General features: G+C 55.1%; 16 protein-coding genes. 8 read left to right on the forward strand and 8 right to left on the reverse strand.

Annotated elements, in window-relative coordinates:
- Positions 1-16: 16 nt before the first annotated feature.
- The 6 genes from rffC to trxA form a co-directional block, all read right to left on the reverse strand.
- Positions 17-742, reverse strand: coding sequence for a dTDP-4-amino-4,6-dideoxy-D-galactose acyltransferase (gene rffC, locus DAQ1742_RS19225; protein WP_035344910.1), 726 nt, complete (start codon positions 740-742; stop codon positions 17-19).
- Positions 743-779: 37 nt separating this feature from the next.
- The gene (wecC, locus tag DAQ1742_RS19230; protein ID WP_035344913.1) at positions 780-2,042 is read right to left on the reverse strand and encodes a UDP-N-acetyl-D-mannosamine dehydrogenase; all 1,263 of its coding nucleotides are present in this window, start codon (positions 2,040-2,042) and stop codon (positions 780-782) included.
- Complete coding sequence (gene wecB, locus DAQ1742_RS19235; RefSeq protein WP_035344916.1) at positions 2,039-3,169, reverse strand: non-hydrolyzing UDP-N-acetylglucosamine 2-epimerase; 1,131 nt, start codon at positions 3,167-3,169, stop codon at positions 2,039-2,041. The genes wecC and wecB overlap by 4 nt, the downstream gene beginning before the upstream one ends.
- Before the next feature lie 114 nt (positions 3,170-3,283).
- Positions 3,284-4,366 carry a UDP-N-acetylglucosamine--undecaprenyl-phosphate N-acetylglucosaminephosphotransferase gene (gene wecA, locus DAQ1742_RS19240; protein WP_408609442.1) on the reverse strand — a complete coding sequence of 361 codons (1,083 nt, stop codon included), beginning with the start codon at positions 4,364-4,366 and terminating at the stop codon, positions 3,284-3,286.
- 245 nt (positions 4,367-4,611) lie between these two features.
- Positions 4,612-5,871: a transcription termination factor Rho gene (gene rho / locus DAQ1742_RS19245; protein WP_012886501.1), complete on the reverse strand. Its 1,260-nt coding sequence runs from the start codon at positions 5,869-5,871 to the stop codon at positions 4,612-4,614.
- 415 nt (positions 5,872-6,286) lie between these two features.
- On the reverse strand, positions 6,287-6,613 hold the full coding sequence (gene trxA / locus DAQ1742_RS19250) for a thioredoxin TrxA (RefSeq protein ID WP_035344919.1): 327 nt from the start codon (positions 6,611-6,613) through the stop codon (positions 6,287-6,289).
- Between the two features lie 118 nt (positions 6,614-6,731).
- On the opposite strand from trxA, the gene rhlB reads away from it, so the two are divergent.
- The 3 genes from rhlB (at position 6,732) to DAQ1742_RS19265 (ending at position 11,577) form a co-directional block, all read left to right on the forward strand.
- Positions 6,732-8,024, forward strand: coding sequence for an ATP-dependent RNA helicase RhlB (rhlB, locus tag DAQ1742_RS19255; protein ID WP_067487368.1), 1,293 nt, complete (start codon positions 6,732-6,734; stop codon positions 8,022-8,024).
- 9 nt (positions 8,025-8,033) lie between these two features.
- Positions 8,034-9,530, forward strand: a complete 1,497-nt coding sequence (gene ppx / locus DAQ1742_RS19260; RefSeq protein WP_035346397.1) for an exopolyphosphatase — start codon at positions 8,034-8,036, stop codon at positions 9,528-9,530.
- Positions 9,531-9,762: 232 nt separating this feature from the next.
- Entirely contained in the window at positions 9,763-11,577 is a 1,815-nt protein-coding gene (locus DAQ1742_RS19265; protein ID WP_035344921.1) for a glycosyl hydrolase family 28 protein, read from the forward strand.
- Between the two features lie 125 nt (positions 11,578-11,702).
- Here the strand turns inward: DAQ1742_RS19265 and rep are convergent, their stop codons facing one another.
- Complete coding sequence (gene rep, locus DAQ1742_RS19270; RefSeq protein ID WP_035344924.1) at positions 11,703-13,727, reverse strand: DNA helicase Rep; 2,025 nt, start codon at positions 13,725-13,727, stop codon at positions 11,703-11,705.
- A gap of 183 nt (positions 13,728-13,910) precedes the next feature.
- On the opposite strand from rep, the gene ppiC reads away from it, so the two are divergent.
- The 4 genes from ppiC (at position 13,911) to DAQ1742_RS19290 (ending at position 20,831) form a co-directional block, all read left to right on the forward strand.
- Positions 13,911-14,192 carry a peptidylprolyl isomerase PpiC gene (gene ppiC / locus DAQ1742_RS19275; RefSeq protein ID WP_035344927.1) on the forward strand — a complete coding sequence of 94 codons (282 nt, stop codon included), beginning with the start codon at positions 13,911-13,913 and terminating at the stop codon, positions 14,190-14,192.
- Positions 14,193-14,579: 387 nt separating this feature from the next.
- Positions 14,580-15,584, forward strand: a complete 1,005-nt coding sequence (locus tag DAQ1742_RS19280) for a hypothetical protein (RefSeq protein WP_035344929.1) — start codon at positions 14,580-14,582, stop codon at positions 15,582-15,584.
- A 1-nt stretch (position 15,585) separates the two neighbouring features.
- Positions 15,586-19,635 carry a non-ribosomal peptide synthetase gene (locus tag DAQ1742_RS19285; protein WP_035344932.1) on the forward strand — a complete coding sequence of 1,350 codons (4,050 nt, stop codon included), beginning with the start codon at positions 15,586-15,588 and terminating at the stop codon, positions 19,633-19,635.
- The gene (locus tag DAQ1742_RS19290) at positions 19,632-20,831 is read left to right on the forward strand and encodes an MFS transporter (RefSeq protein ID WP_035344935.1); all 1,200 of its coding nucleotides are present in this window, start codon (positions 19,632-19,634) and stop codon (positions 20,829-20,831) included. The genes DAQ1742_RS19285 and DAQ1742_RS19290 overlap by 4 nt, the downstream gene beginning before the upstream one ends.
- A gap of 60 nt (positions 20,832-20,891) precedes the next feature.
- Here the strand turns inward: DAQ1742_RS19290 and putA are convergent, their stop codons facing one another.
- Complete coding sequence (gene putA, locus DAQ1742_RS19295) at positions 20,892-24,869, reverse strand: trifunctional transcriptional regulator/proline dehydrogenase/L-glutamate gamma-semialdehyde dehydrogenase (protein WP_035344938.1); 3,978 nt, start codon at positions 24,867-24,869, stop codon at positions 20,892-20,894.
- Between the two features lie 272 nt (positions 24,870-25,141).
- Here putA and putP point away from each other — a divergent pair, with 272 nt between their 5' ends.
- Positions 25,142-26,638 carry a sodium/proline symporter PutP gene (putP, locus tag DAQ1742_RS19300; RefSeq protein WP_035344941.1) on the forward strand — a complete coding sequence of 499 codons (1,497 nt, stop codon included), beginning with the start codon at positions 25,142-25,144 and terminating at the stop codon, positions 26,636-26,638.
- The last annotated feature ends 11 nt before the right edge of the window (positions 26,639-26,649 follow it).

A 26,649-nucleotide genomic window follows, 5' to 3' on the forward strand; every position in this document is an offset into this window, starting at 1 on the left:
GTTATCAATCAATACGTTATTGAGATATGGGCTGGCGGTAAAACCAATAGGCCGTGCTTTCCACACGGGCACCACTGCGTAAATAGAGCCGTATCGCCGCCAGATTACTGGTTTGCGTCGCCACCGCAAGACGGCGAATGCCGCGTTGCTGGCACCAGACTCGCGCCATCTGCATCAGGCGCTGACCAATGCCTTGCCCGGTCATCCCCGGCCAGGCCGACAGCACACCGATACGCGCCGCCTGCGGTGAGGTTTGACGTAGTGTGACAAACCCCTGTAACCCGTGGCGATCGCCCGGCGCTTCAATCACCAGACAGGCATCATCAAATGTACCGTCTACGGCTTTTTCCACCCAGCGGGCGTAAAAGCGCCCGCAGTCATCCGCCCGATACCACGGCACACGGAAACGGCTTAATACAAAGCTGCGCGATGCCGCCTTACGCAGCGCCGGGATATCTTCAGCATCAGCCTGTCGAACGCCAACCGCAAACACGGCACGCGCCGCTGGCACCACCGGCATGCTGAAATCGACCTCGCCTTCTGCCAGCCGAAACCCCAGCTCAGCAAGTGCATCTGCCGTCACCCACTCTGCGGCAGCCAGCTTTGCCTGGCACAGTTGATACGCATCCAGGCTCTGCGGCGTCAGCGCAGGCGCATCGGCAGAAAACTTCAGGCGACCGCTGACACACTGGAAAAACTCACTTTCCCAGACCAGCGGATCAATTTCAGCATGTATCACCATAGGTCAACTCCGGTTAAGGTCAGACTATGACCGGTGTTTAGCGCCAGATCCCTTTGGTATCCACCACCCAACGCTGCCGCACCTGTTCAGGCTTGATCGCCCGGAATGGGCGATGATCAACCAGCACCACCAGAATATCGGCCGCCGCCAGCGCCTGGGTGCTATCCACCAAGACGGCATGGCCCTGTAACACAGGCGGTAATTGCGCCAGATTCGGCTCCACCACCCAGGTGCTACCTGCATGCCATGCGGCAATCTGCTGTGTGATGGCCAGTGCCGGGCTTTCCCGCAAGTCCGCCACATCCGCTTTAAATGCCAGCCCCAAACAGGCGATGCATAATTCAGTGGCAGGCTGCTGCCTGCATGCCAACGCATCCGCCACCGCAATTTTTACCTGTTCCACAACCCAGTGCGGTTTGGTGTCATTAACCGTCCGGGCACAGCGAATCAACTGCGTTTGCTCGGGGTGACGGGCTATCAGAAACCACGGGTCCACCGCCACACAGTGCCCGCCGACCCCCGGCCCCGGCTGTAAAATATTCACGCGCGGATGCCGGTTAGCCAGGCGAATCAATTCCCACACATCGATCTGTTGCTGTGCACAAAGCATCGAAAGCTCATTGGCAAACGCGATGTTGACATCACGAAAGCTATTTTCCACCAGCTTGCACATTTCGGCGGTGCGCACATCGGTTATCACACACTCGCCGTCAATAAAGAGACGATACAATTCACCGGCTCGTGCCGAGCAAGCGGCCGTCATGCCGCCAATCACGCGGTCATTGCTCACCAGCTCGCTCATAATACGCCCCGGCAGTACGCGCTCCGGGCAATAAGCCAGATGCACATCCGCCGGTTCACCGGCCTGATGGGGGAAACGCAAATCAGGGCGGGCCTGCGCCAGCCACTCGGCCATACTCTCGGTGGTGCCAACCGGCGAAGTCGATTCCAGTATCACCACATCACCGCGCTTTAGCACCGGTGCCAGCGATAATACCGCCGCCTGCACCTGCGCCAGGTCAGGCTGGTGCGCGGCCGTAACAGGGGTTGGCACCGCGACAATAAACGCCTCGGCGGCTGTCGGCTTTTCGCCTGCCTGCAAATAACCTTGCGCACACGCCTGCGCCAACGCCTGCGCCAGCCCCGGCTCGTCAAGATGAGTATGGCCTCGGTTGACCTGCTCTACCACTCGCGGGTTCACATCTACACCAAAAACCCGGCGTCTTGCGCCTGCCAGTAAAACCGCCGTCGGCAGGCCGACATACCCCAGCCCTATAACGCAGATACGCTCAATACTCATGCCATTACCCGGTGTTTTTTCAATACCGACAGAATACGTTGGCTGGCCTTCCCGTCGCCATAGGGAGAGTGTGCCTGACACATCGCATGATAAGCCTCGTCATCCCCCAGCAGTGCGGACACATGATAGACGATTGACTCACTGCACGTTCCGACCAGCGTTAACGCGCCCGCCGCCTGCGCCTCTGTGCGCTCAGTGCTATCACGCATCACCAGCACTGGCGTGCCAAGAGCTGGAGCCTCCTCCTGAATACCGCCTGAATCGGTTAATATCAGCCAGGCACGGCTCATCAGGTAGACAAAAGGCAGGTAGTCTTGCGGTTCAATCAGAAACACATTCTCGATATCGCTGAGAATATGCCGCACCGGCTCAAGAACATGCGGATTGCGGTGCACCGGATAAACAATTTGTATCTCAGGGTAGCGATGCGCCAGCGTCGCCAGCGCCTGACAAATCTGCCCGATGCCACGGCCGAAGCTCTCTCGCCGATGGCTGGTCACGAGTACGGTTTTACGGCGCTTATCAAGAAAAGCGTACTGCTCGCTCAATTGCTGCTGTAAGCGCGCATCATGGGCGATGCGCTCTCGTACCCAAAACAACGCATCAATCACCGAGTTACCCGTCACCCAAATGTGTGATGCCGGAATATTTTCCTGCAACAGGTGTTGTCTGGCAGACAGGGTCGGCGCGAAATGGTAAGCCGCGAGCTGGCTGGTTAAACGGCGATTGGCCTCTTCAGGCCAGGGGGAATCAAGAGAGCCGGTGCGCAACCCCGCTTCGATATGCGCGACCGGAATGCGCTGATAAAACGCCGCCAGGCTCGCCATCAAGGTGGTGCTGGTATCGCCATGCACCAGCAACATGTCCGGTTGGCACTGCGTCAGCACTGGCGTCAGATCGGCCAGGATCCGCGCAGACGTCTGAGCCAGGTTCTGATCGGGTTGCATGATATCAAGATCGTAATCCGGCACAATGGCAAACAGGCGCAGCACCTGATCGAGCATCTCCCGATGCTGCGCCGTTACGCACACGCGCGGTTCAAAGAAGTTATCCTCAGCCATTGCCCGGATAACCGGAGCCATTTTGATCGCCTCAGGGCGGGTGCCAAAAACTGTCAACACTTTCACAGGCTAATACCGGTGCATGATCAATATTCTGGCGCAGGGTATCACGGGTTTCAGACAACGGATATCGTCAGTGACGAACGTGCGGCAATTCGCTATACGCCGCATTAACACGGCTCACGCTAACGGCTGCCTGCTTGCATGACGCTGCATACGCCGCCTGATACGCGCTAACCGCCACGAGCCTTTGATGCCATAGCCATAACAACCAAACACCAGCAGGAAAGCGGCCAGCATCAGGTATTCCGGTATCGCCAGCAGCTCTGCGCTAATCCCTGCCGCCGCCAGTAACGCGGCGCACAGCGTAATCAGCCCGCATGCCTGACGGGAAGACCACCCGGCCCGCATCAATAAATGGTGGATGTGCTGACGGTCGGCCAAAAACAGACTGTGGCCCCGGCGCAAGCGGCGGTAAATAATGGCCACCAGATCCATCAACGGAATCGCCATGACCCACAGCGCAGTAACAGGCCGCAACGATGCGTTTTCTCCCTGAGAGCCTTGTAACAGCAGCCAAATTACACTAAACCCCACCATCGTGCTGCCGGCATCACCCATGAAAACTTTATAACGCCGTCCAAATATGCCGAGATTCAGCCCGCAGTAAGGCAACAACGCGGCGATCATCGCCATACTCCAGAGCACCAAGGCGCTATCACCGTGATGATAAAACAAAACACCCAGCGCCATGAACGAGACACAGGAAAGCCCGCCCAACAGGCCATCAATACCGTCAATCATGTTAAACGCATTAATCGCCGCCCAAACGACGCACACCGTTATCGGATAATTCAGCCACCCCAATTCGATATCCCAGTCCGGCCCGAGGATATACCCCAGATGCTGTAACGTCAGGCCGCCAGGTATCATCATTATCATGGCAGCAACAGCCTGAGCGGCAACACGCCATGCCACACTCACTTCAAAACGATCATCCAGCATACCGACCAGCATCAGTATGCTCATTCCAGATAAGTACGCAAAAAAGCCCGGCAGGGGAACGGAGAAGAGCAAACAGCGAGCTGATACCGCTAAAAACCGACAGCCCCCCACCAACGGAATCACGCCATGATGATGTTTGCGGTGATTGGGTCGGTCAACCAGCCCCACTTTCCTTGCCACTCCGCGCGCCAGTAACAATGCACAGAAGGCACACAGTAATACGACAAACAGCAGCATGGCGAACAATGGAACATTTATCATGATACACCCGTCATACTTCACAATATCGCACGACCCATACTACCGGGAATCATTCGAGCCTTGGGGGCAAAGGCCGCGTTTTCAGAAACGTCTGTTGCGGTACATAGCGATAATCTGACGGTCATCAGGCAAGTCATACGCTGCACGGCCTGAATTGAAGGCAAAAAAAACGCCACGTTGCCGTGGCGTCATTATTTTGCGGCGTAAATGCAGGTAACGACCCTGCATTCACAGTCAAAACGTTATGAGCGCTTCATCATATCGAAGAACTCATCATTGGTTTTGGTCATCGCCAGTTTGTTGATAAGGAACTCCATCGCATCAATCTCACCCATCGGATGAATGATTTTGCGCAAGATCCACATCTTCTGTAGTTCTTCAGACGTAGTGAGCAGCTCTTCTTTACGCGTACCGGAGCGGTTGTAATCAATCGCCGGGAACACACGCTTCTCGGCAATCTTGCGAGACAGGTGCAATTCCATGTTACCGGTGCCTTTGAACTCTTCGTAAATCACTTCGTCCATCTTCGAACCGGTGTCGATAAGCGCCGTGGCGATGATAGTCAGGCTACCGCCTTCCTCAACGTTACGCGCCGCACCGAAGAAACGCTTCGGACGATGCAGGGCGTTAGCATCCACACCACCGGTCAGCACCTTGCCGGAAGCCGGCACCACGGTGTTGTAGGCACGCGCCAGACGGGTAATGGAGTCGAGCAGAATGATAACGTCTTTCTTGTGCTCAACCAGGCGTTTGGCCTTCTCAATCACCATTTCAGCCACCTGCACATGGCGAGAGGCTGGCTCGTCAAAGGTTGATGCGACGACTTCGCCTTTCACCAGACGCTGCATTTCCGTCACTTCTTCCGGACGTTCGTCAATCAGCAGCACCATCAGCACGCAATCGGGGTGATTATAGGCAATGCTCTGGGCGATATTTTGCAGCAACATGGTTTTACCGGCTTTCGGCGGTGCCACAATCAGACCACGCTGGCCACGGCCAATCGGTGAAGCCAAATCCAGCACACGAGCCGTCAAGTCTTCGGTTGAACCGTTACCCCGTTCCATGCGCAAACGTGAATTGGCATGCAGCGGCGTCAGGTTTTCAAACAGAATCTTGCTGCGGGCATTTTCCGGTTTGTCATAGTTAACTTCGTTAACTTTCAACAGCGCAAAATAACGTTCACCCTCTTTTGGCGGGCGGATCTTACCGGAAATGGTATCACCAGTGCGGAGGTTAAAGCGTCGGATTTGGCTTGGGGAAACGTAGATGTCATCAGGGCCGGCGAGGTAGGAACTGTCTGCGGAGCGGAGGAATCCAAAACCATCCTGCAATATTTCCAGTACGCCATCGCCAAAGATATCTTCACCACTTTTCGCGTGCTGCTTAAGGATAGCGAAAATAATATCCTGTTTACGCATGCGAGCCAGATTCTCCAGCCCCATATTTTCGCCAAGAGTAATCAATTCAGATACTGGCGTATTCTTTAATTCGGTAAGATTCATAATGGTGGGTTCTTAAACTCGGGGTAAATCTCGAACTATTAACGTGAATGGTATGGCAGGAAACCCATGCCGCTTAACAGCCTTCAACCACCAGACACCCGTGTCACGCAGGCTAAAAGCACTGACGCTGTATAAACACGGCAAGAGATCGAAGACACCTTAAAACCAATTAATGTAAAACTGTCAGATTACCGGATCAAAATAATAACTTTATGTAAAGTGATGATTTTTTGATCTTGGTACAGAATAAAGCTTTAGATTCTAACTTCAGGCTCAAGCCCAGAGGGACTCAAACTATAGGTAAGTACGGTATGCAGTATCGACGAATCTAGCATGCTTCCCGTTGGGCGTCCAGCGGTCAGAATGAGAAAATCTCATCGTCCGCTGTCGCCCGGGAGCTGATTTGCGTGACGAATTACAGATTGGCGTTCAGAAACTCTTTTAACTGGCCTTTCGACAGCGCACCCACTTTCGTTGCTGCCACTTCGCCATTCTTGAACAGCAGCAGAGTAGGAATGCCACGGATGCCATATTTCGGTGCCGTCGCCGGGTTTTCATCAATGTTGAGCTTGGCAATCTTCAGCTTGCCTTCGTACTCATCGGCGATTTCGTCGAGAATCGGAGCAATCATTTTACAGGGACCACACCAGTCAGCCCAGAAATCAACCAGTGTGACGTGTGCAGACTGCAATACGTCGGTCTCGAAACTGTCGTCTGTCAGATGAATAATTTTATCGCTCATGTTTTACTCCGCAGGATTATCGCTATCCAGTTGGTGTAGCATTAACCAACTATAGGTTGACTTTATTTCACTGGATACGCTTTCGTAAAGCAATAGTTAACTGATATTCTACCACGCTATGAGCAAAACACACTTAACCGAACAGAAGTTTTCCGACTTCGCACTGCATCCGCAGGTTATTGAAGCTCTTGAAAATAAAGGCTTTCATAACTGTACGCCCATTCAAGCGCTGGCTTTGCCGCTGACGCTGTCTGGTCGTGACGTGGCAGGTCAGGCGCAAACAGGAACGGGCAAGACGCTGGCATTTCTGGCGTCTACTTTTCATCATCTGCTGACCCACCCTGCACCTGCTGACCACCAGACCAATCAACCCCGTGCCCTGATTATGGCACCGACGCGTGAGCTGGCCGTGCAGATCCACTCTGATGCCGAAGCGTTGGCGAAAATAACCGGGTTACGGCTCGGGCTGGCTTACGGCGGCGACGGCTACGATAAACAGCTAAAAGTGCTGGAAGACGGTGTCGATATTCTGATTGGCACAACCGGTCGTTTAATCGATTATGCCAAACAGAATCACATCCATCTGGGGGCGATTCAGGTCGTGGTACTCGATGAAGCTGATCGCATGTACGATCTGGGTTTCATTAAAGATATTCGCTGGCTATTTCGTCGGATGCCCGCGGCCAATCAGCGCCTGAACATGCTGTTTTCCGCCACGTTGTCGTATCGTGTGCGCGAACTGGCCTTCGAGCAGATGAACAACGCCGAGTATGTCGAAGTGGAACCGGAACAAAAAACGGGCCACCGGATCAAAGAAGAGCTGTTTTATCCGTCTAACGAAGAAAAGATGCGCCTGTTGCAGACGCTTATCGAAGAAGAGTGGCCGGATCGCTGCATCGTGTTTGCCAACACCAAACATCGCTGTGAGGATATCTGGGGCCACCTGGCGGCAGACGGCCATCGTGTCGGGCTGCTGACCGGCGATGTCGCGCAGAAAAAACGCCTGCGTATTCTGGACGACTTTACACAAGGCAATCTGGATATTCTGGTCGCAACTGACGTTGCCGCACGCGGCTTGCACATTCCTGCTGTCACCCATGTCTTCAATTACGACTTACCGGATGACTGTGAAGATTACGTGCACCGTATCGGCCGTACCGGACGCGCCGGAGCCAGCGGGTTTTCCATCAGCCTGGCCTGTGAAGAATACGCGCTGAATCTGCCAGCTATCGAAACCTATATTGGCCACCGCATTCCGGTGAGCAAGTACAACAGCGATGCCCTGCTGGCCGAGTTACCGCAGCCGAAGCGCCTGAGCCGCCCGCGCTCTGCCGGTGGCCCTCGTCGCCCCGGTGCACCGCGCCGCAGCGGTGCGCCTCGCAGTAATCATAATCGTAAACGACCGGGTTGAGTGGCCGATATGCCAAGCGCTTCTTCTCTCTATGCCGCGATTGATTTAGGGTCTAACAGCTTTCATATGCTGGTGGTGCGTGAAGTGGCCGGTAGCGTACAAACGCTGGCACGCATCAAGCGCAAAGTCCGGCTGGCCGCCGGACTGGATGGCAACAACCGGCTCTCGTCAGAAGCGATGCAACGCGGCTGGCAGTGTCTGGCGCTGTTTTCTGAACGACTGCAAGACATTCCGCCGCAACAAGTGCGCGTTGTCGCCACCGCGACGCTGAGGCTTGCGATTAATGCCGATGAGTTTTTGGCACGCGCCAGCCAGATTCTTGGCCTGCCGATTCAGGTTATCAGCGGTGAAGAAGAAGCCCGGTTAATTTATCAGGGTGTTGCGCATACCACCGGTGGCCCGGAACAACGGCTGGTCGTCGATATCGGCGGCGGCAGTACCGAGCTTGCCACCGGCTGCGGGTCTAACCACACGCAGTTATTTAGCCTGCCAATGGGCTGTGTCACCTGGCTTGAGCGTTACTTTGCCGACCGCAACCTCACTCAGGCACACTTTGACCGCGCCGAGCAGGCCGCCCGTGAAATGCTGCGCCCGATAACCGCAGTATTGCGCCAGCAAGGCTGGCAAATTTGTGTCGGCGCGTCCGGCACCGTGCAAGCCTTGCAGGAGATCATGGTGGCGCAGGGGATGGATGAATACATCACCCTCGGTAAATTACGCCAGCTCCGGCAACGGGCGATTCAATGCAGCAAACTGGAAGAGCTGGAAATTGAAGGGCTGACGCTGGAACGGGCGCTGGTATTCCCAAGCGGTTTATCCATTCTGCTGGCCATTTTTCAGGAACTGGATATCGACTCCATGACGCTGGCCGGCGGGGCGCTGCGTGAAGGGCTGGTCTACAGCATGCTCCAGTTGCCGATAGAGCAAGACATTCGCCACCGCACATTACACAACCTGCAACGACGTTACCTGTTAGATAGCGACCAGGCACAGAGAGTGAAAGCGCTGGCCGATAACTTCCTGCAACAGGTAGCCCGTGACTGGCAGCTCGACAACCGATGTCGGGAGCTATTAGCCAGTGCCTGCCTGGTGCATGAAATCGGTCTGGGCGTCGATTTTCGTCAGGCTCCACAGCATGCCGCTTACCTTATTCGTCATAGCGATTTACCTGGCTTCACTCCGGCACAGAAAAAACTGCTGGCAACGCTACTGCAAAATCAGAGCAACACCATCGACCCTATCCCGCTAACCCAGCAAAACGCGCTACCCGTCAATCTGGCACAACGGCTGTGCCGCCTGCTGCGTCTGGCGATTATTTTTGCCAGCCGACGCCGTGACGATACGCTACCCGCTGTGCGCCTGCGAGTAGAAGGCGAAACCCTGCGGGTGATTTTACCCTCGGGCTGGCTGGATAAGCACCCGTTGCGAGCGGAAACCCTGTCGCAAGAAAGCCTGTGGCAAAGTTATGTCCACTGGTCGCTCATCATTGAAGAACACGCCATCTGAAACACCCGCCATCTCATGTCATCTGGGGTAACAATTCGTTACCCCTTTCTTTTATTAGCCTGCCTGAACTGTGACTCCCCTTACGGGAAAAAAGAAATACGGGATGTATTTTTATAAAACACTGTTTCTGTGTGCATGCAGCGCGTTGTCCGAACTGAAACCTGTGCTATCACCCGGTTAAACGCATGACCGGATTCAAGAGACTATCTGATTAAGAAATAAAGGAACAAGGATGAAAAACATCATATTCTCACGGCGCACGGTACTCGCGTCGATGGTATCGGTATGCCTGATCAGCACCTCGGCACTGGCGGCGGCAACCAGCGCACAAGCGCCGCAGAAATTGCAGGTGCCCACCTTATCCAGCGATGACCACAGCGTGGTGCTGGCCTGGGATGCGCCGGAGGATACCTCCAACATCACCGATTATCAGATCTACCAAAATGGTCAGTTGGTCGGGCTTGCCAGCCAGAACAATGACAAGAACTCGCCAGCCAAACCCTATATCAGTGCTTTTTATAAAAGTGACACCAGCAGTTTTCATCGCCGCATCGTGGTACAAAACGCCAAAATTGACGGCCTGAAAGCCAGCAGTGATTATCATTTTACCGTGCGGGCGGTGTATGCCGATGGCACGACCTCGGCTGACAGCAATGCCGTGACGGCAACCACCACCGCAGTACCACCGGTTATTGATATCACCAAATACGGCGCTAAGGGTGATGGCACCACGCTCAACACCAGCGCGATTCAAAAAGCGATCGATGCCTGCCCGGTCGGCTGCCGTATCGATGTGCCTGCCGGGGTGTTCAAAACCGGCGCACTGTGGCTGAAAAGTGATATGACGCTGAACCTGGTGCAGGGCGCAACCTTGCTGGGCTCTGACAACGCCGCCGATTACCCTGACGCTTACAAAATTTATAGCTACGTCTCTCAGGTGCGCCCGGCCTCATTGCTGAACGCCATCGACAAGAACAGCTCTGCCGTCGGCACCTTTAAAAATATCCGTATCGTCGGTAAAGGCGTGATTGACGGTAACGGCTGGAAACGCGCGGCCGATGCGAAAGATGAGCTGGGCAATAGCCTGCCGCAGTATGTGAAGAGTGATAACAGCAAAGTCAGCACCGACGGGATTCTGGCGAAAAACCAGGTCGCCGCCGCTGTTGCGACCGGTATGAGCAAAGCAGATGCCTATAGCCAGCGCCGCTCGAGCCTGGTTACCCTGCGCGGTGTGCAAAATGTTTACGTGGCTGACGTCACCATTCGCAACCCGGCGAACCACGGCATTATGTTCCTGGAAAGCAAGAACGTTGTGGAAAACGGTGTGACCCACCAGACCTATAATGCCAACAATGGCGATGGCGTCGAATTCGGCAACAGCCAGAACGTGATGGTCTTCAACAGCGTGTTCGATACCGGTGATGACAGCATCAACTTCGCGGCAGGCGTCGGTCAGGAGGCTCAGAGTCTGGAGCCTGCGCAAACGGCGTGGCTGTTTAACAACTACTTCCGCCACGGCCACGGTGCCGTCGTGCTGGGCAGCCATACCGGCGCTGGCATTGTTGACGTCCTGGCAGAAAACAACGTGGTCAGCCAGAACGACATCGGTTTACGCGCCAAGAGTGCCCCGGCCATCGGCGGCGGTGCTCACGGCATCGTTTTCCGTAATACCGCGATGAAAAGCCTCGCTAAACAGGCTGTTATCGTCACGTTAAGTTACAGCGACAGCAACGGCACCCTTGACTATACCGCCGCCAAAGTGCCTGCTCGTTTCTATGATTTCACAGTGAAAAACGTCACCGTGCAGAACAGCACCGGCAAGAGCCCGGCGATTGAAATCGTCGGCGACAGCGCGAAAGGGATCTGGCACAGCCAGTTTATCTTCAACAACATCAAATTCAGCGGCGTGTCCCCCACCTCTATCGGCGACCTGAGCGACAGTCAGTTTAACAACCTGACGTTCAGCAACCTGACTAGCGGCACCTCACCGTGGAAATTTGGTACGGTGAAAAACGTCTCGGTAGACGGCAAACTGGTGACACAGTAAGGCGCGAGCAAATCTGGCAAATGCGATACCAACGCCGGGCACCCTGCCCGGCGTTTTCTTTTTATCGTATATCATGGCGATCGCCGCGAGGTATGAATAGATATCACACCCACCGCTGACGCGCGTTACTCCTTGTCTCTGGCTTTCGCCAGTTGTGCGCGTAAATTGGCCAAATGGTTTTGCCCTTTTTGCATCCGCTCTTGCGCGCTCACCACCTTGCGCTCGGTTTCCCACATCACATCATCCTGCGGCAATTCCAGCAGAAATCGGCTGGGTTCCGGGCGAATCAGCTCGCCATACTGGCGTCGCTCACGGCACAGGGTAAACGTCAGCTCTTTTTGTGCCCGCGTAATGCCGACGTAAGCCAGCCGCCGCTCTTCATCGACATTATCTTCATCCATACTGGTTTGATGTGGCAGCAATCCTTCTTCCATGCCCACCAGATAGACATAAGGGAACTCCAGGCCTTTCGAGGCATGCAACGTCATCAGTTGCACCTGATCGCGATCTTCTTGCGCTTCGTTACGCTCCATCATGTCGCGCAGGGTGAAACGCGTCACCACCTGCGTGAGCGTCATCGGCTCGTCAAGATCGCTGCCTTCGAGCATTTCCGTCATCCAGGTAAACAGCAGGTTGACGTTTTTCATGCGCATTTCTGCCGCTTTCGGGCTGGGTGAGGTTTCATATAACCAGCTTTCGTAATCCAGCCCGCGAATTAAATCACGCGCGGCATTCACCGGCTCACGCTCTGACAGCCGGGCGATATCCGCCATCCAGCCGGTGAAACGCTGCAATGATTCGAGCCCGCGCCCGCTCAGGCGCTGGGCCAGCCCGACATCAAAGCTGGCGCTGAACAGGCTGCGATTACGCTGGCTCGCCCACTCCCCGAGCTTTTGCAGCGTGGCCGGGCCAATCTCCCGTTTTGGCGTGTTGACGATGCGCAAGAAAGCGCTGTCATCATCCGGGTTGGTTAACACCCGCAGATACGCCAGCAAATCTTTGATTTCCGGGCGTGAGAAAAATGACGTACCGCCAGAAATGCGATAGGGAATACGGTTTTGCATCAGTACCTTTTCAAATAACCGGGACTGATGGTTGCCGCGATACAAAATGGCGTAATCGCCGTACTGGGTTTTTTGAATGAAGTGGTGGGCGATAAGCTCGCCAACCACCCGTTCGGCTTCGTGATCTTCATTGTTGGCGGTGATGATTTTCAGCACCTCACCGTAACCGAGCTCAGAGTAGAGCCGCTTTTCGAACACATGCGGGTTGTTGGCAATCAGGATGTTGGCCGCTTTCAGGATGCGCCCGGAAGAGCGGTAATTCTGCTCCAGTTTCACCACCTGCAACTGCGGGAAATCTTGCTGCAACAGCGACAGGTTTTGCGGGCGGGCACCGCGCCAGGAGTAAATCGACTGGTCATCATCACCGACCACGGTAAAGCGCGCCCGGCTGCCAACCAGCAGTTTCACCAGTTCATACTGGCTGGTGTTGGTGTCCTGATATTCATCCACCAGCAGATAACGCAGGCGGTTTTGCCAACGCTCGCGCACCTCTTCATTGCGTTTTAGCAGCAGCGTCGGCAGCAGGATGAGATCGTCAAAATCCAGCACATTACAGGCGCGCAGGTGTTCGTTATACAAACGGTAGCAGTGCGCAAACAGCTGGTCGCGCTCAGTGCGCGCGCCAGCCGCCGCCTGCGCCGGGTCAATCAGGTCGTTTTTCCAGTTCGACAACGTCGAAATCAGCTGTTGCAGTTGGTCTTTGTCCTGCTGTAACCACGGCTCGGTCAGCTCTTTGAGCAGCGCCAGCTGGTCTTGATCGTCAAACAGCGAAAAGTTGGATTTCATGCCCAGTGCGGCATATTCGCGCTTGATTATCTCAAGCCCGAGCGTATGGAAAGTGGCTATCAGCAGGCCACGCGTTTCCTGCCGCCCCAGTGTCTGTGCCACACGCTCTTTCATCTCACGCGCCGCTTTATTGGTAAAGGTAACGGCAGCAATGTGGCGTGCCTGATAGCCACAGGCACGAATTAAGTGGGCAATCTTTTGGGTGATGACACGGGTTTTTCCCGACCCTGCCCCCGCTAAGACCAGACAGGGCCCGGTCACAAATTCAACGGCGTGTTGTTGGCTGGGGTTCATGCGCATGGTGAGTTACCCGACTATCAAACAGAAAGGGATTGTAACAGAAGCGGAGTGTAGCAAAAGTTCGGGCGCGGGAGAGCGTCATTGCGTGGCTTCTGAAGACGCCCCGCATTTCCTTTCATTTCCCGTGGGTGGTAGGCTGTGGCGTCTAACCTTCGCTTTCTCTTAGCTCAAAGGAGCGCAACGATGGCAAATACCGCAGCAGCACTGCACATTCTGGTGGATACCGAGCAACAAGCCACTGATATTCTCGCTAAACTGGAAAAAGGCGCGGATTTTCAGCAGTTAGCAAAAAAATACTCCACCTGCCCGTCAAAACGTAACGGCGGCGACCTGGGTGAATTCCGCAAAGGCGATATGGTGCCGGATTTTGATAAAGCGGTATTTTCCTGCGAACTGCTCAAGCCCATCGGCCCGGTGAAAACCCAGTTCGGCTATCACATTATCAAAGTGCTGTACCGCAATTAAGGAAAAGGCGGCCATTGCCGCCTTTTCAGTCAATGCTAAATAAAACAGTGCCGACCGCTCAATTACGTAACGTGCCACGCTTGACTTTTACAAAAAAAGCAAACCAAACATTAACAATGCTAATATCACCCTCTTGCTGGCCACCCGTGAACTCAGATAAATAAGTTTATTCTTGCGCTTTTATCGGTTTTTTATTCTTTATTTGAAAACAATAAACAACAAATCACCTTAATAATCATTTTCATGGAATAACAACCTGTCAGCACACTCCTGCCTCTCTGCTGAAAGGTTGTTTTGGCTAATATGATTTGATACGTTTATGTTTCTTTATAAACATAATCATAACAAACACATTATCAAGCCATTTAACAATCAAGGTAAAGGACAATGAACAATTCGGAAGTTATTCAGTTCGCATTTTCTGATACTGAAAAGATTAAGACATACGAATTACTTAATAAAATAACCATTAATCCGTATCAGCAATATGATGCATTCATGGCAGCAGTGGCTACTATTGTGCGAAATGGTGAAGTGCCGGAAAGATTCCTGGTTCACTGTGAAAATAAAAGGAAGGATGATGAATATGAATCTCCTTATACTGTTTTCGCCAACTGTCCAATAGATGCCGAATTACCCTGGCTGGGCTTTAAGAATCCTGTCGAAGAAAAACGTAATTTCAAGAAGACGTATATAGCAGAAGGAATGCTGGGGTTAAGCGCCATACTTCTAAACCAGAGCCCGATTGGGTATATGAACGTCAATGACGGTGATGTTTTTCAGGATATTCATCCCAAAGAAGATCTTCAAAACAGCCAGTCCCAGAAAGCGTTGAGCGAAATATTTTTCCATAAAGATCTGGCGAACCACTTCGTCAGGCCCGATTGGGTCAATATTCTCGGGTTACGCAATAGCAGTGAAAATGAAATTTATACCTGTTTTTCTCGTAATATTGATATCTTGTCAACGCTTTCCAGTGAAACAAAAAGCATACTCAGAGAAAAACTCTTTCACACACCGTTTGACGACCTTTCTACGCATAAAAGCCATATCGAGCTGGGTGAGGCTGACATTCATCCGGTGCTCGGAGGGGCGACACCAACAGATATCCGCTATTTCGAAAACAGAACCCAAGGCATCAATGAAATAGCAAAAGCGGCCATTGCTAAACTGCAACAGGCCATTCATGATGTGAAAATTCCTGTTTTCATTTCACCGGGATTATTTATGGGGGCAGCTAACAATGATTGCCTTCATAATAAGGAAGTTCGTAAGATTAATAATCATGACGCGCTAAAAAATCGCTGGTTAATGAAAACAGTTAACGTCCGCGACCTTAATAAACATACTAAATACTTCGTTCCGGGTAAGAAAAATATCGTAGCAGGATAATATGCAAACACCCATCAGTACCATTTGTCACGTCGCCTTAAATACGCCTGAACGTACGGCAATTGTGCATGAAGCCACGACGGTTTCATTCGGTGAACTCGTTCATGGCGCGGCGGAATTGGCCATCAAACTTCAGGCGCTGGGGGTCACCCCCGGCTGTTTTGTGGCGCTGTATGCGGAGAAAAACGCGGACTGGTTTACCGCCATGCTGGCAGTGCAACTGTGTGATGCCGCCTATATTCCGCTGGATGTGTCCTATCCTGCTGAACGGATCGCTTACTGCATCGAAAATGCCGGTGCGCAGTTAGTGCTGACAGACAGCAAGCATCAGCCACGGATTGGCGGACATACGGTTATCCTGTCTGAACTGATTGACGGAACACGAAGCGAAAGCGCCCGCGAATTGCTGCAACGCGCCTGTGCGCGCAACGCCTCAGCGTTACCGGCTTACGTCATTTATACCAGCGGAAGCACCGGTCAACCGAAGGGCGTGGTGGTTTCGCAACGCGCCCTGGCGTTTCATATGCACTGGATGAATGATGAATTCAGATGGTCTGATGAAGATGTCTTTATTCAGAAGTCATCCATCAGTTTTGACGCCTCCGTCTGGGAATATTTTGCTCCGCTCATGAGCGGAGCCCGTTTTGTTATCAGTGGAGCCGACCCGGCTGAAATACTGGAAAACATTAACCACCATCATGTGACGGTCGCCCAGTTCGTGCCGACTGTACTCAGGTTCATCAACGAAACCGGGCAAGCGCCCGGTCTAAAAGGGTTGCGCCTGCTGTTCAGCGGCGGAGAGGCCATTACAAAAGCATTGGCTGACGCCCTTATTGCGCAGACCCAGGCTGAACTGGTTAACCTTTACGGCCCAACGGAAACCACGATCCAGTGCTGTTTTTATCGCTATTCGCCACACCACCGTATTCAGGGCGATGCGCTTCCGATAGGCAATACGTTGCCCGGCGTCAGTTATGAGGTCGTCACAGCGGAAGGTAAACACGACGGCACGCAGGGCGAACTGATAATTTCCGGGCCTAACGTGGCATCCGGGTATATCAATAATCCCTCGGCAACAGCAGAAAAATTTATCGTCGATAGCGCCGGTGTCCCCATCCGCTATCGGACGGGGGATATCGTGCGTCGCGCGGATGACGGCATGCTGTATTTTATCGGCCGACGCGATCACCAGATTAAGCTTCGCGGCCTGCGCATTGAGAAAGACGAAATCGCTAAAACGGCTCATGCATTCTCGGAGGCGATCAACGCGACGCACCTGGACGTGGTCAATGAAGATTCACTGTTCATGTGGCTTGAATCGCAAACCGGAATAGATGATGAGGCGTTGCGTCAGCACCTTAGCCGCACCCTTCCTGCCTGGATGATCCCATCGCGCTTCATTACGCTAAGTGCCTTTCCCACCCTGCCGAACGGCAAGATCAACGTTAATGCGTTAACGGCCATCCGCACGAATAAAATCCGCCCGGCGGGCCATCAAATCCCCGCCGGGCTTGAGGAATTTAAGGCGCGCTGGAGTGCGCTGGTCGGCGATGAGGTGGACATCGGGGAGAGCCTTCTCAGTCAGGGAGTGAATTCGCTGCACTGCGTCAGGGCAGCCAGAATGATGCTGGACAGCTATCATGTGAACCTGTCCAGCGCCGCCATCATGAACAGCGGCAATCTTGAAAAGCTGTATAAGATGGTGTGCGCCTCGCCACCGGCCTGGCAGGAAAAACAGGTCGCGCAAACGCCAGCGGTCATACCGCTTTCTGAGCCACAACAGGGAATTCTGTTTTCAGCGCTTAATGAAAGCGAGCCGCTTAATTGGGATCTTCACTACCACGTCACCATTAAACACCGCACACAGGATGAGATACTGCGCGCGCTGGCGGTGATGTCTCAACGCCATCCCGCACTCAGGGTGCGGATTAAGGCCAACCCGCAAGGCCTCTTTGCCCAGCACATTGCCTCACCGGCTGAATGTGTGCCGGGTATCCTCGATGCAACTCACGCATCAGGCGTAAAAAAGCAAGGCATGAGCGTGATTGATAACCCGCTCTGGAAAGTCATCTCGCTCGCCAAAAGAGACGAATACCTGTTTATATTCCATCATGTGATATTTGACGGCTATTCCGCAGACATTTTCTTTAGCGAACTCGGCGCAATCCTGTCAGGCCAGGAATTATCGCTGGAGAGTGACCTGTCGTTCCTCCAGCACTGCGCAGCCTCCGCCGCCGTAGCGGAAACATCGGATCTGTTATGGTGGGAGCGCGCGTTGTCTATGGTGGCCGAAGAGTCGCGCATTGCGCCTGAGTTTCGCTGCGGTGCCCGCCTCACCCCGCGTGGCGAGTCGTTATCAGTCGACTTATCGCCAGAGTCGCATTCAGCGATAACCCGTTTCAGCCGTCAGCGTGGTGTGACACCATTCAACCTGTTGTTAAGCACCACGGCTCTGACGCTGTCCGAATTTATCAAAAAAGAGGCGTTCTGCCTCGGGGTACCGGTGTTTGGCCGTTCGGCAGAAGAGGCGGGTAGCCTGGGCAACTTTGTTGACGTTCTGCCAGTGCCTTTCAGGTTCGGTGATAAAAGCGAGCACCTGCTGGAACAGGCGTGCAAAACCTTTGCCGCCTGCCTTGAGCATTCAGCGGTGTCAGTGAACGCGCTGATACGGCGTAAAGTGAGGTCAAAAGGGACAGGGAGTCGGCCGCTTTGGCAGAATACCTTTGTCTACAACGAATGTGGCAATGCGCCTGACGGCCTGGAATGGCGCTATGAGCACACGGAGTCTCCGAAAGCGGATAGCGCGTTTGTCATTACGCGTTCAGAGAAAAAAACCACCCTGCGACTCGAATACTGCTCCGATATCCTTACGCCCGCTACCGCTGATGCCATGATGAGTGCCTGGCTGCGCAATCTTGAACTGCACCTCTCCGGTAACGATGACGTGGTTCGCCAGTACGCACCGAGTGATGACACGCTCACTGAGGCCGCCCCCGTCACCGTTGCGGATGCCGATGCGGCCTATCTTCATGAGGTGCTCAGTCTGTTCAGGCAGTATCTTGGCGAAGAGGTTAACGCGCAGGATGATTTTTTCCTGTCAGGTGGTCACTCCCTTCTGGCCATCAGGATTTTAAATGCGCTTGGCAAGCGTTATGGCAAGCATCTTCCGTCCTACCTTATCTTTGAAGGCCGCAACGCGCTGAATATTGCCGTATCGCTAAAAGAGATAGCCGAGCCCGGCGGCAACCACCGTATTTCCGGCGTGGCCAAACTGACAGAAGGTCAGCCGGGTCAGCATGTTTGGTTCATTCATCCTGCCGGCGGTGCGCTGTGGTGTTATCAAGATATCGCGGAAAAACTGCTTCCCCGTCAGATAGGCTCCTATGGCATCGAATGCGTTCCTGATGCATCAACAGGTAAGTTTATCAACAATATTAACGAGATGGCGCAACGCTATTGCCTCGACATGCTGGATCGTGACCCGGCAGAGCGTTATACGATTATCGGGTATAGCTTTGGCGGCAATGTGGCCTATGAGATAGGCCGCCTCCTGACGCAGCATTACGGCAAGCGCTGCAAACTCATCCTGCTGGACAGCCATATTTGTGCCGTCAAACCCTTTCGTCAGGATGACTTTACGCTCAGTTATGCAACGAAATTTACTGAAGGAAAGCCCCATCTGCTGGATATCAATAAGCTCTATCCTTCCTCTGGCGCGATAGATTTTGCCTACATCAAATCCATTGGCATCAGCACCGGACATATCACCGCCGATACACCGCTGGCTGATATTGAATCCGGCCTTAGCATGTGGCTGGCGAACAACGAAGCGGTTCATTCTCACGATCCTGTGGGCACATTCGAGGGGGAATGCCTGTTCATCCGGGCGACGAAAAACCCCTCGGATTCCACCAGCGGCTGGGATAATCACCTGAAAAAAATGAAGGTTGTTACCGTTGATGCCGGGCATTTTGATATTTACAAGTCACCGGCTACGCAGGATGTGGCGAGTCATCTGGCCACCTTTGTTAACATGGAGTCGTACGTGTGAAACGGATTTATCGCTATATCTCTGACGCCATCATGTACGTCAGTTTCTTTTCCTGGTTTCCGTTCGTCGCCATTCACCTCAATCAACAATGGGGCGGCGCGCTGACGGGCACGCTGCTGTCATTGGTTGCGGTGCTGAGTGTCATCATCAGCCTGTATGTGGCTCGCCTTGCCGACTATTACGCCAAGAAAAAAGTGCTCAATGCCATTTTTTCAGGGTATCTGTTGGCCGCACTCCTGTTTGTCCTCTCCTTCTGGTATGCCTCACCCGTGCTCTACCTGTGCGCCTTCAGCCTGCTTTCCTGGTCATTTACCCTCTACTTTTCAGTGAGCAAGGCGATAGTCAGCGATGCATTCCCGGCCAGTGAATGGAAACGCGTATTTTCTGCTCTGCACGTCATTTTTAACGTCGCGTTTGTTGTCGGGCCGCTGCTTGGCGGCCTACTGGCGAATCAGGGTGTCTGGCACGCAGGGATAATGCTGGCCGCGACGCTGGTTAACATGGCCGCTCACCATGTGCTGACGGATGATGTAGTTCCTCCGCCGCAAAAAAAACGCAATGCCTTTCAGCAATTTTATGGCCTATCCAAAGACTATCGGCTATCCCTTTTCCTGCTGGGCAGTATTCTGGCGGCACAGGCATTTATGCAGTTAGAACTTTTGCTGCCGGTGACGATTGAAGAGCGGCTCAGGGATTTGTCGGCCACCCTGCTGACCTATTCGGTGAGCTCGGTTTCGCTGTTTACGCTCTGCATGGTCGTCAACGGCGCGCTCATTATTGCCCTGACACGACCTTTTGCCAGCCTCTCTGACCGCTACAGCCTGAAGTTTGCTTTCTGCGCATCAGGCATGCTGTACGGGCTAAGCATGGTGATTTTTGCTTTCGCAACCGGGCCTGGCGGGTTTATGGGCGGCGTACTGGTGCTCACGCTGGCTGAGTTGCTTGTGGTCAGCGTGCAGGATACCTACATTGCGACAATCAGCCCTGAAGATAAGCGCAGTAGCTATTTCGCCGCCGCCAGCATTCGTTTCTCCATCAGCCGGATTTTCGCCCCCCAGATGCTGTTTATCGCCGGAATAATGGGGAATACGGCCGCGTTCCTCATCGTTGGGTTTATTGCGGCATTGAGCGCGGTGGTATTTATGCTGCTGTTCAGCATGCGATGGCACCCGCTTCAATCAGAAGAGGGGCGATAACGGGCATTGCCCAGTCAACACTGGGCTCCCTTCCCGTGCCTGATGGTTTGCCGATGTTAGCTAGCCAATCGTCATCAGGCTCGCATTGCCGCCCGCCGCCGCCGTGTTGATACTCAGCGAGCGCTCTGTCAGCAACCGCTCCAGCACAATGTCCGTTTCACCGCGTGAGAACCCCTGCACGCTGACCAGCGGCCCGTCACGCTGCGCCAGTTGCTCACACAGGTGGCGTAGCCTGTCGGCATCGCCATGAAACAGCACCGCATCAACGCGGCTGTCATCCGCCACACCGTCGTGGCTGAACGCCAGTCGCGCCTGTACAGGCTCCGGCAGTTGCCGATAGAGCGCCTGCCGCTCGGGCGTATTGAGCCACAGCGCCCGGCTGCCTGCCGCCAGCACGGCGGCCAGTTGCACCAGCGCGTCATCGTCGTTATCGGCCACGCACAGCACCTGCTCACGCGGGTGCAAGGTGTAGGCATTGCGCTCACCGGTTGGCCCCGCCAGCACCCACCCTCGGCCGGTTTGCGTCAGTTCGCCGTAACGCTGGCAGCAGGCGGCCAAACCGTCACGATGCACCTGACGCGCCCAGTTTTCCAGCGAATCGAGTACGGCCAGCCATGACGGGCGAGCGCCCGACGCTATCGGTGCAGACTCGCCATGGTGGTCAGTATGCAGCACCCGCGCTGACGGCGGGCAGTGCGACAATAACCGGTAGAGATACAGCGGCCCACCGGCTTTCGGCCCGGTGCCCGAAAGCCCTTCGCCACCAAAGGGTTGCACCCCGACCACCGCGCCAACCATGTTACGGTTGACATACAGGTTGCCGACCTTCGCCTGCGCACTGACCTGCGCTATCGTTTCATCAATACGGGTATGCAGCCCCATCGTTAAGCCATAACCTGCCGCATTAATCTGTGTAATCAACGCATCGAGATCGCGGCGCGCATAACGCACCACATGCAGTACCGGGCCAAACACCTCGTGGCGCAGTTCCTCAACGCTTTCAAGCTCAATAAGCGTCGGGGCAATGAAATGACCGCGCGCCCATTGTGCTTCATCTGCGGCATCGGGCGAGGCCGCCTGATACACCGTGCGCCCACGGGCACGCAGCGCCTGAATATGGCGCGCTATCTGCTGTTTGGCCTCTGCATCAATCAGTGGCCCGATGTCGGTCGTCAGGCGGTCAGGGTTGCCCATGCGGTATTGCGCCATTGCGCCTTGCAGCATCGAGAGGGTCTTTTGCGCCACTTCCTGTTGCACACACAACAAACGCAGCGCCGAGCAACGCTGACCGGCGCTGTCAAACGCCGACGTCATGATATCTGCCACCACCTGCTCGGTGAGCGCAGAAGAATCGACAATCATGGCGTTGATACCGCCGGTTTCGGCAATCAGCGGTATCGTGCGCCCCTGCGGGTCAAGCCGCCCGGCCAGCGCACGCTGCAACTGCGCGGCCACCGCGCCGGAACCGGTAAACATCACGCCGCGCACCCGTTCGTCTGCCACCAACGCCGCGCCAACGCGCGCCCCCTCGCCCGGCAGCAATTGCAGCGCATCCACAGGCACGCCAGCCTCATGCAGAATACGCACCGCCTGGGCGGCAATCAGCGGCGTTTGCTCGGCGGGCTTGGCCAGCACGCTATTGCCAGCGGCAAGCGCGGCGGCAATCTGGCCGGTAAAGATAGCCAGCGGGAAATTCCACGGGCTGATGCACACCACCGGCCCTAACGGGCGATAGTCATGGTTATTAAACCGCTCGCTCACCTGTACGGCGTAGTAACGTAAGAAATCCACCGCTTCGCGCACTTCGGCAATCGCGTTCGCCAGGGTTTTCCCGGCCTCGCGCACCAGCAAGCCCAATAACTGCTGTTGTTGGTTTTCCATGTCATCGGCTGCGCGCAACAAAATGGCAGCGCGCTGGTGGGCAGGCGTGGCGAACCACAGCTCCGCGCCACTGACCGACAGCGCCAGCGCAGCGGCAATTTGCGCGGGGCTGGCTTCCTGCACATAACCGACCACATCACCGGTATTCGCCGGGTTGATGACCGGGGCGGTTTCACCGCCGTCATCACCGGCTTGCCCCAATACGGGGGCGGCGCGCCACGGCTGCGACACACTGGAGAGTAAGGCGCTGGACAGTGACGCCAGCCGGTGTTCGTTAGATAAATCGAGCCCGCTGGCATTACGCCGCGCCCGGCCATACAGCGCACGCGGCAACACGATACGGGGATGTGCCAGCCCTATCTGACCTTCACGCTCCGCCAGTGCGTCCACGTCGGCAACCGGGTCTGCCACCAGCGCATCCGGCGTTACCGTTGGGTCAGCAATACGGTGAACAAATGACGTATTCGCACCGTTTTCCAGCAAACGACGCACCAGATAAGCCAGCAGGGTTTCATGGCTGCCGACCGGTGCGTAAATCCGGCATGGACGATTGAGTTTCCCTTCGGCGAGCGGGCCAACCACCTGGTCATACAGCGGTTCCCCCATACCGTGCAGGCACTGAAACTCATACTGCCCCGGATAGTAATTATTGCCCGCCAGATGGTAGATGGCGCTCACCGTGTGGGCATTGTGGGTGGCAAACTGCGGATAAATCAGATTCGGCACCGCCAGCAAGCGGCGGGCGCAGGCCAGATACGAGACATCGGTATACACCTTACGGGTATAGACCGGGTAGCCCTCCAGCCCGTCGATTTGCGCACGCTTGATTTCGCTGTCCCAATAGGCCCCTTTCACCAGCCGCACCATCAAGCGGCGCTGACTGCGGCGCGCCACATCAATCAAGGCATCAATCACAAACGGGCAGCGCTTCTGGTAAGCCTGAATCACAAAACCAATGCCGTTCCAGCCCGCCAGTTGCGGCTCAAAGCATAAGCGCTCCAGCAGATCGAGCGACAGCTCCAGCCTGTCAGCTTCCTCGGCGTCAATATTAATGCCGATGTCGTACTGGCGCGCCAGCAGCGTCAGCGACAGCAGGCGCGGGTACAACTCGCTCATCACCCGCTGATACTGCGCCCGGCTATAGCGTGGGTGCAGCGCCGAAAGCTTGATGGAAATACCGGGGCCTTCGTAAATACCGCGCCCGCAGGCCGCCCGGCCAATGGCGTGGATCGCCTGTTGATACGCAGCCAGATAAGCGCTGGCATCCTCGGCGGTGAGCGCCGCCTCGCCCAGCATGTCATAGGAGTAGCGAAAACCGCGCTCTTCACGCTTACGGGCATTGGCCAACGCTCTGGCAATATTTTCACCGGTGACAAACTGCTCGCCCATTAAACGCATCGCCATATCGACGCCTTTGCGCACCAGGGGTTCGCCGCTTTTCGTAATCACGCGGTTCAGCGCACCGGAAAGATGCGACTCATTGTGGGTTGCCACCAGTTTACCGGTCACAAGGAGCCCCCAGGCGGCCGCGTTGACAAACAGTGATGCACTGTGGCCGATATGCGCCTGCCAGTTACCGTGACTGATTTTGTCGCGGATCAACGCATCTCGCGTCGGTTTATCGGGAATTCGCAGCAGCGCTTCTGCCAGGCACATCAGCGCTACGCCCTCCTGGGAGGACAACGAAAATTCCTGCAACAGGTTTTGCACCATGCCGCTGCGCCCGTTTCCCGCTTTTTGCCCGCGCAGTTTTTCCACCAGCGACGCGGCCTGCGTGCTGACAGCAAGTGACTGCTGCGCAGGCATACGCGCCTGCTCCAGTAGCATCGGCACCATTTCGGTTTCCGGCCGCCGGTAAGCCGCCGTAATCGCCGAGCGCAACACCGACTGCGTCAAGACCTGCCCGGCAAAAGCTAAAAACGGCGTATGGGTTTCTTCTTGCGCCGATTGCGGCATAATCTCTGTCACCTCAAGTGGCTCCTGGCCGGGAGCAAGAGGGATTTCAGGGGTATCAGCACCACGTTCCAGGCGTTCGAGATAGCTGAAAATGGCTTGTTTAATCAGCCAGTGTGGCGTGCGGTCAATACGCTGTGCTGCGGCTTTGAGGCGTTCGCGCGTGGCCTCATCGAGTTTAACGCCCATCGTGGTGGTGCCCATACCTACTCCTGTTTAGAAGAACGTCGTGTCAGTAACAACGCCGTGTTGAAAGGCAAGGGTTACTATCCGGCATGTTGCAACCTTGTGCAACCTTGTTAATACATTGTCTTTTTCAGCATATTTTCGTACCGCATCCAAGGAGCATGGCGACAGAGAAAAACCGTTGCTCCCTCAGCCACGGCCATCTGGATGAAAGGTACAACCCGGTAAAACCTGACGATTTTCGTCATCACACCGGGTACTCACGGACTCGCATCACAATGGAGATAATCATGACCACCCTGAGCACACCGCTGCTGGTCACTTTTCTGGTGTACATTTTCGGCATGGTATTAATAGGCCTGATGGCTTACCGCGCCACCCACAACTTCGGCGACTACATTCTCGGTGGCCGCCGCATGGGTAGCGTCGTCACGGCGTTATCCGCTGGCGCATCCGACATGAGCGGCTGGCTGCTGATGGGGCTGCCGGGCGCGGTGTTCCTGTCCGGTATTTCTGAGAGCTGGATAGCCATTGGGCTGACTATCGGTGCCTACCTGAACTGGACCTGGGTGGCGGGCCGCCTGCGCGTACACACCGAAATCAACCACAACGCGCTGACCCTGCCGGATTACTTTAGCCACCGCTTTGAAGACAAAAGCAAGCTGCTGCGGGTTATCTCCGCGCTGGTGATTTTGGTGTTTTTCACCATCTATTGCGCGTCCGGCATCGTCGCGGGCGCACGGCTGTTTGAAAGCACCTTCGGCATGAGCTACGACACCGCGCTGTGGGCCGGGGCCGCCGCCACCATCGCCTATACCTTCATCGGCGGTTATCTGGCCGTCAGTTGGACGGACACCGTCCAGGCCAGCCTGATGATCTTCGCCCTGATCCTGACGCCAGTCATCGTTATCCTCTCCGTTGGCGGCGTAGCGCCCTCACTTGCGGTTATTGCCGCTAAAAACCCGGCCAACCTGGACATGTTCAAGGGCCTCGATACGATAGCGATTCTGTCATTGCTGGGCTGGGGGCTTGGCTATTTCGGCCAGCCGCATATTCTGGCGCGCTTTATGGCCGCCGACTCGCATCACACCATTCGCAACGCCCGCCGCATCAGCATGACCTGGATGGTGCTGTGCCTGGCCGGGGCTGTCACCGTCGGGTTCTTCGGCATCGCTTATTTCACCGGCAACCCCTCGCAGGCAGGCAATGTCAGCCAGAATGGTGAGCGGGTGTTTATCGAACTGGCACGCTTGCTGTTTAACCCGTGGATAGCCGGTGTGCTGCTGTCCGCGATTCTGGCGGCGGTGATGAGTACACTCAGTTGCCAGTTGTTGGTCTGCTCAAGTGCAATTACCGAAGATTTATACAAACCGTTTTTGCGCAAAAACGCCAGCCAGCGAGAGCTGGTCTGGGTTGGGCGCGCCATGGTGCTGTTAGTCTCAGTCATAGCCATTGCGCTGGCGGTCAACCCGGAAAACCGGGTGCTGGGGCTGGTCAGCTACGCCTGGGCCGGATTTGGTGCCGCGTTCGGCCCGGTTATCCTGATTTCCCTGCTGTGGCCACGCATGACGCGCAACGGCGCGCTGGTCGGGATGTTGGTAGGGGCCGCCACCGTGATTATCTGGAAACAGTACGGCTGGCTGAAACTGTATGAAATTATTCCCGGCTTCCTGCTGGCATCATTGTCGATAGTGGTCGTCAGCCTGCTGGGCCGCGCACCGTCTGCGGTTGTTACCGCACGTTTTCAGCAAGCCGAGCACGTATTTAAATCACGCCCGGCAGAGTAACGACGGGCAAT

The organism is Dickeya aquatica (genome assembly GCF_900095885.1).
GTDB classification, from domain to species: Bacteria; Pseudomonadota; Gammaproteobacteria; order Enterobacterales; family Enterobacteriaceae; genus Dickeya; species Dickeya aquatica.

Bases quoted from the DNA above. Each gene is read 5' to 3' on its own strand.
- rep (WP_035344924.1), bottom strand. From the start codon at position 13,727: ATGCGCATGAACCCCAGCCAACAACACGCCGTTGAATTTGTGACCGGG.
- DAQ1742_RS19285 (WP_035344932.1), top strand. From the start codon at position 15,586: ATGCAAACACCCATCAGTACCATTTGTCACGTCGCCTTAAATACGCCT.
- trxA (WP_035344919.1), bottom strand. From the start codon at position 6,613: ATGAGCGATAAAATTATTCATCTGACAGACGACAGTTTCGAGACCGAC.
- DAQ1742_RS19280 (WP_035344929.1), top strand. From the start codon at position 14,580: ATGAACAATTCGGAAGTTATTCAGTTCGCATTTTCTGATACTGAAAAG.
- rho (WP_012886501.1), bottom strand. From the start codon at position 5,871: ATGAATCTTACCGAATTAAAGAATACGCCAGTATCTGAATTGATTACT.
- putA (WP_035344938.1), bottom strand. From the start codon at position 24,869: ATGGGCACCACCACGATGGGCGTTAAACTCGATGAGGCCACGCGCGAA.
- wecC (WP_035344913.1), bottom strand. From the start codon at position 2,042: ATGAGTATTGAGCGTATCTGCGTTATAGGGCTGGGGTATGTCGGCCTG.
- rhlB (WP_067487368.1), top strand. From the start codon at position 6,732: ATGAGCAAAACACACTTAACCGAACAGAAGTTTTCCGACTTCGCACTG.
- ppx (WP_035346397.1), top strand. From the start codon at position 8,034: ATGCCAAGCGCTTCTTCTCTCTATGCCGCGATTGATTTAGGGTCTAAC.
- rffC (WP_035344910.1), bottom strand. From the start codon at position 742: ATGGTGATACATGCTGAAATTGATCCGCTGGTCTGGGAAAGTGAGTTT.
- DAQ1742_RS19265 (WP_035344921.1), top strand. From the start codon at position 9,763: ATGAAAAACATCATATTCTCACGGCGCACGGTACTCGCGTCGATGGTA.
- ppiC (WP_035344927.1), top strand. From the start codon at position 13,911: ATGGCAAATACCGCAGCAGCACTGCACATTCTGGTGGATACCGAGCAA.
- putP (WP_035344941.1), top strand. From the start codon at position 25,142: ATGACCACCCTGAGCACACCGCTGCTGGTCACTTTTCTGGTGTACATT.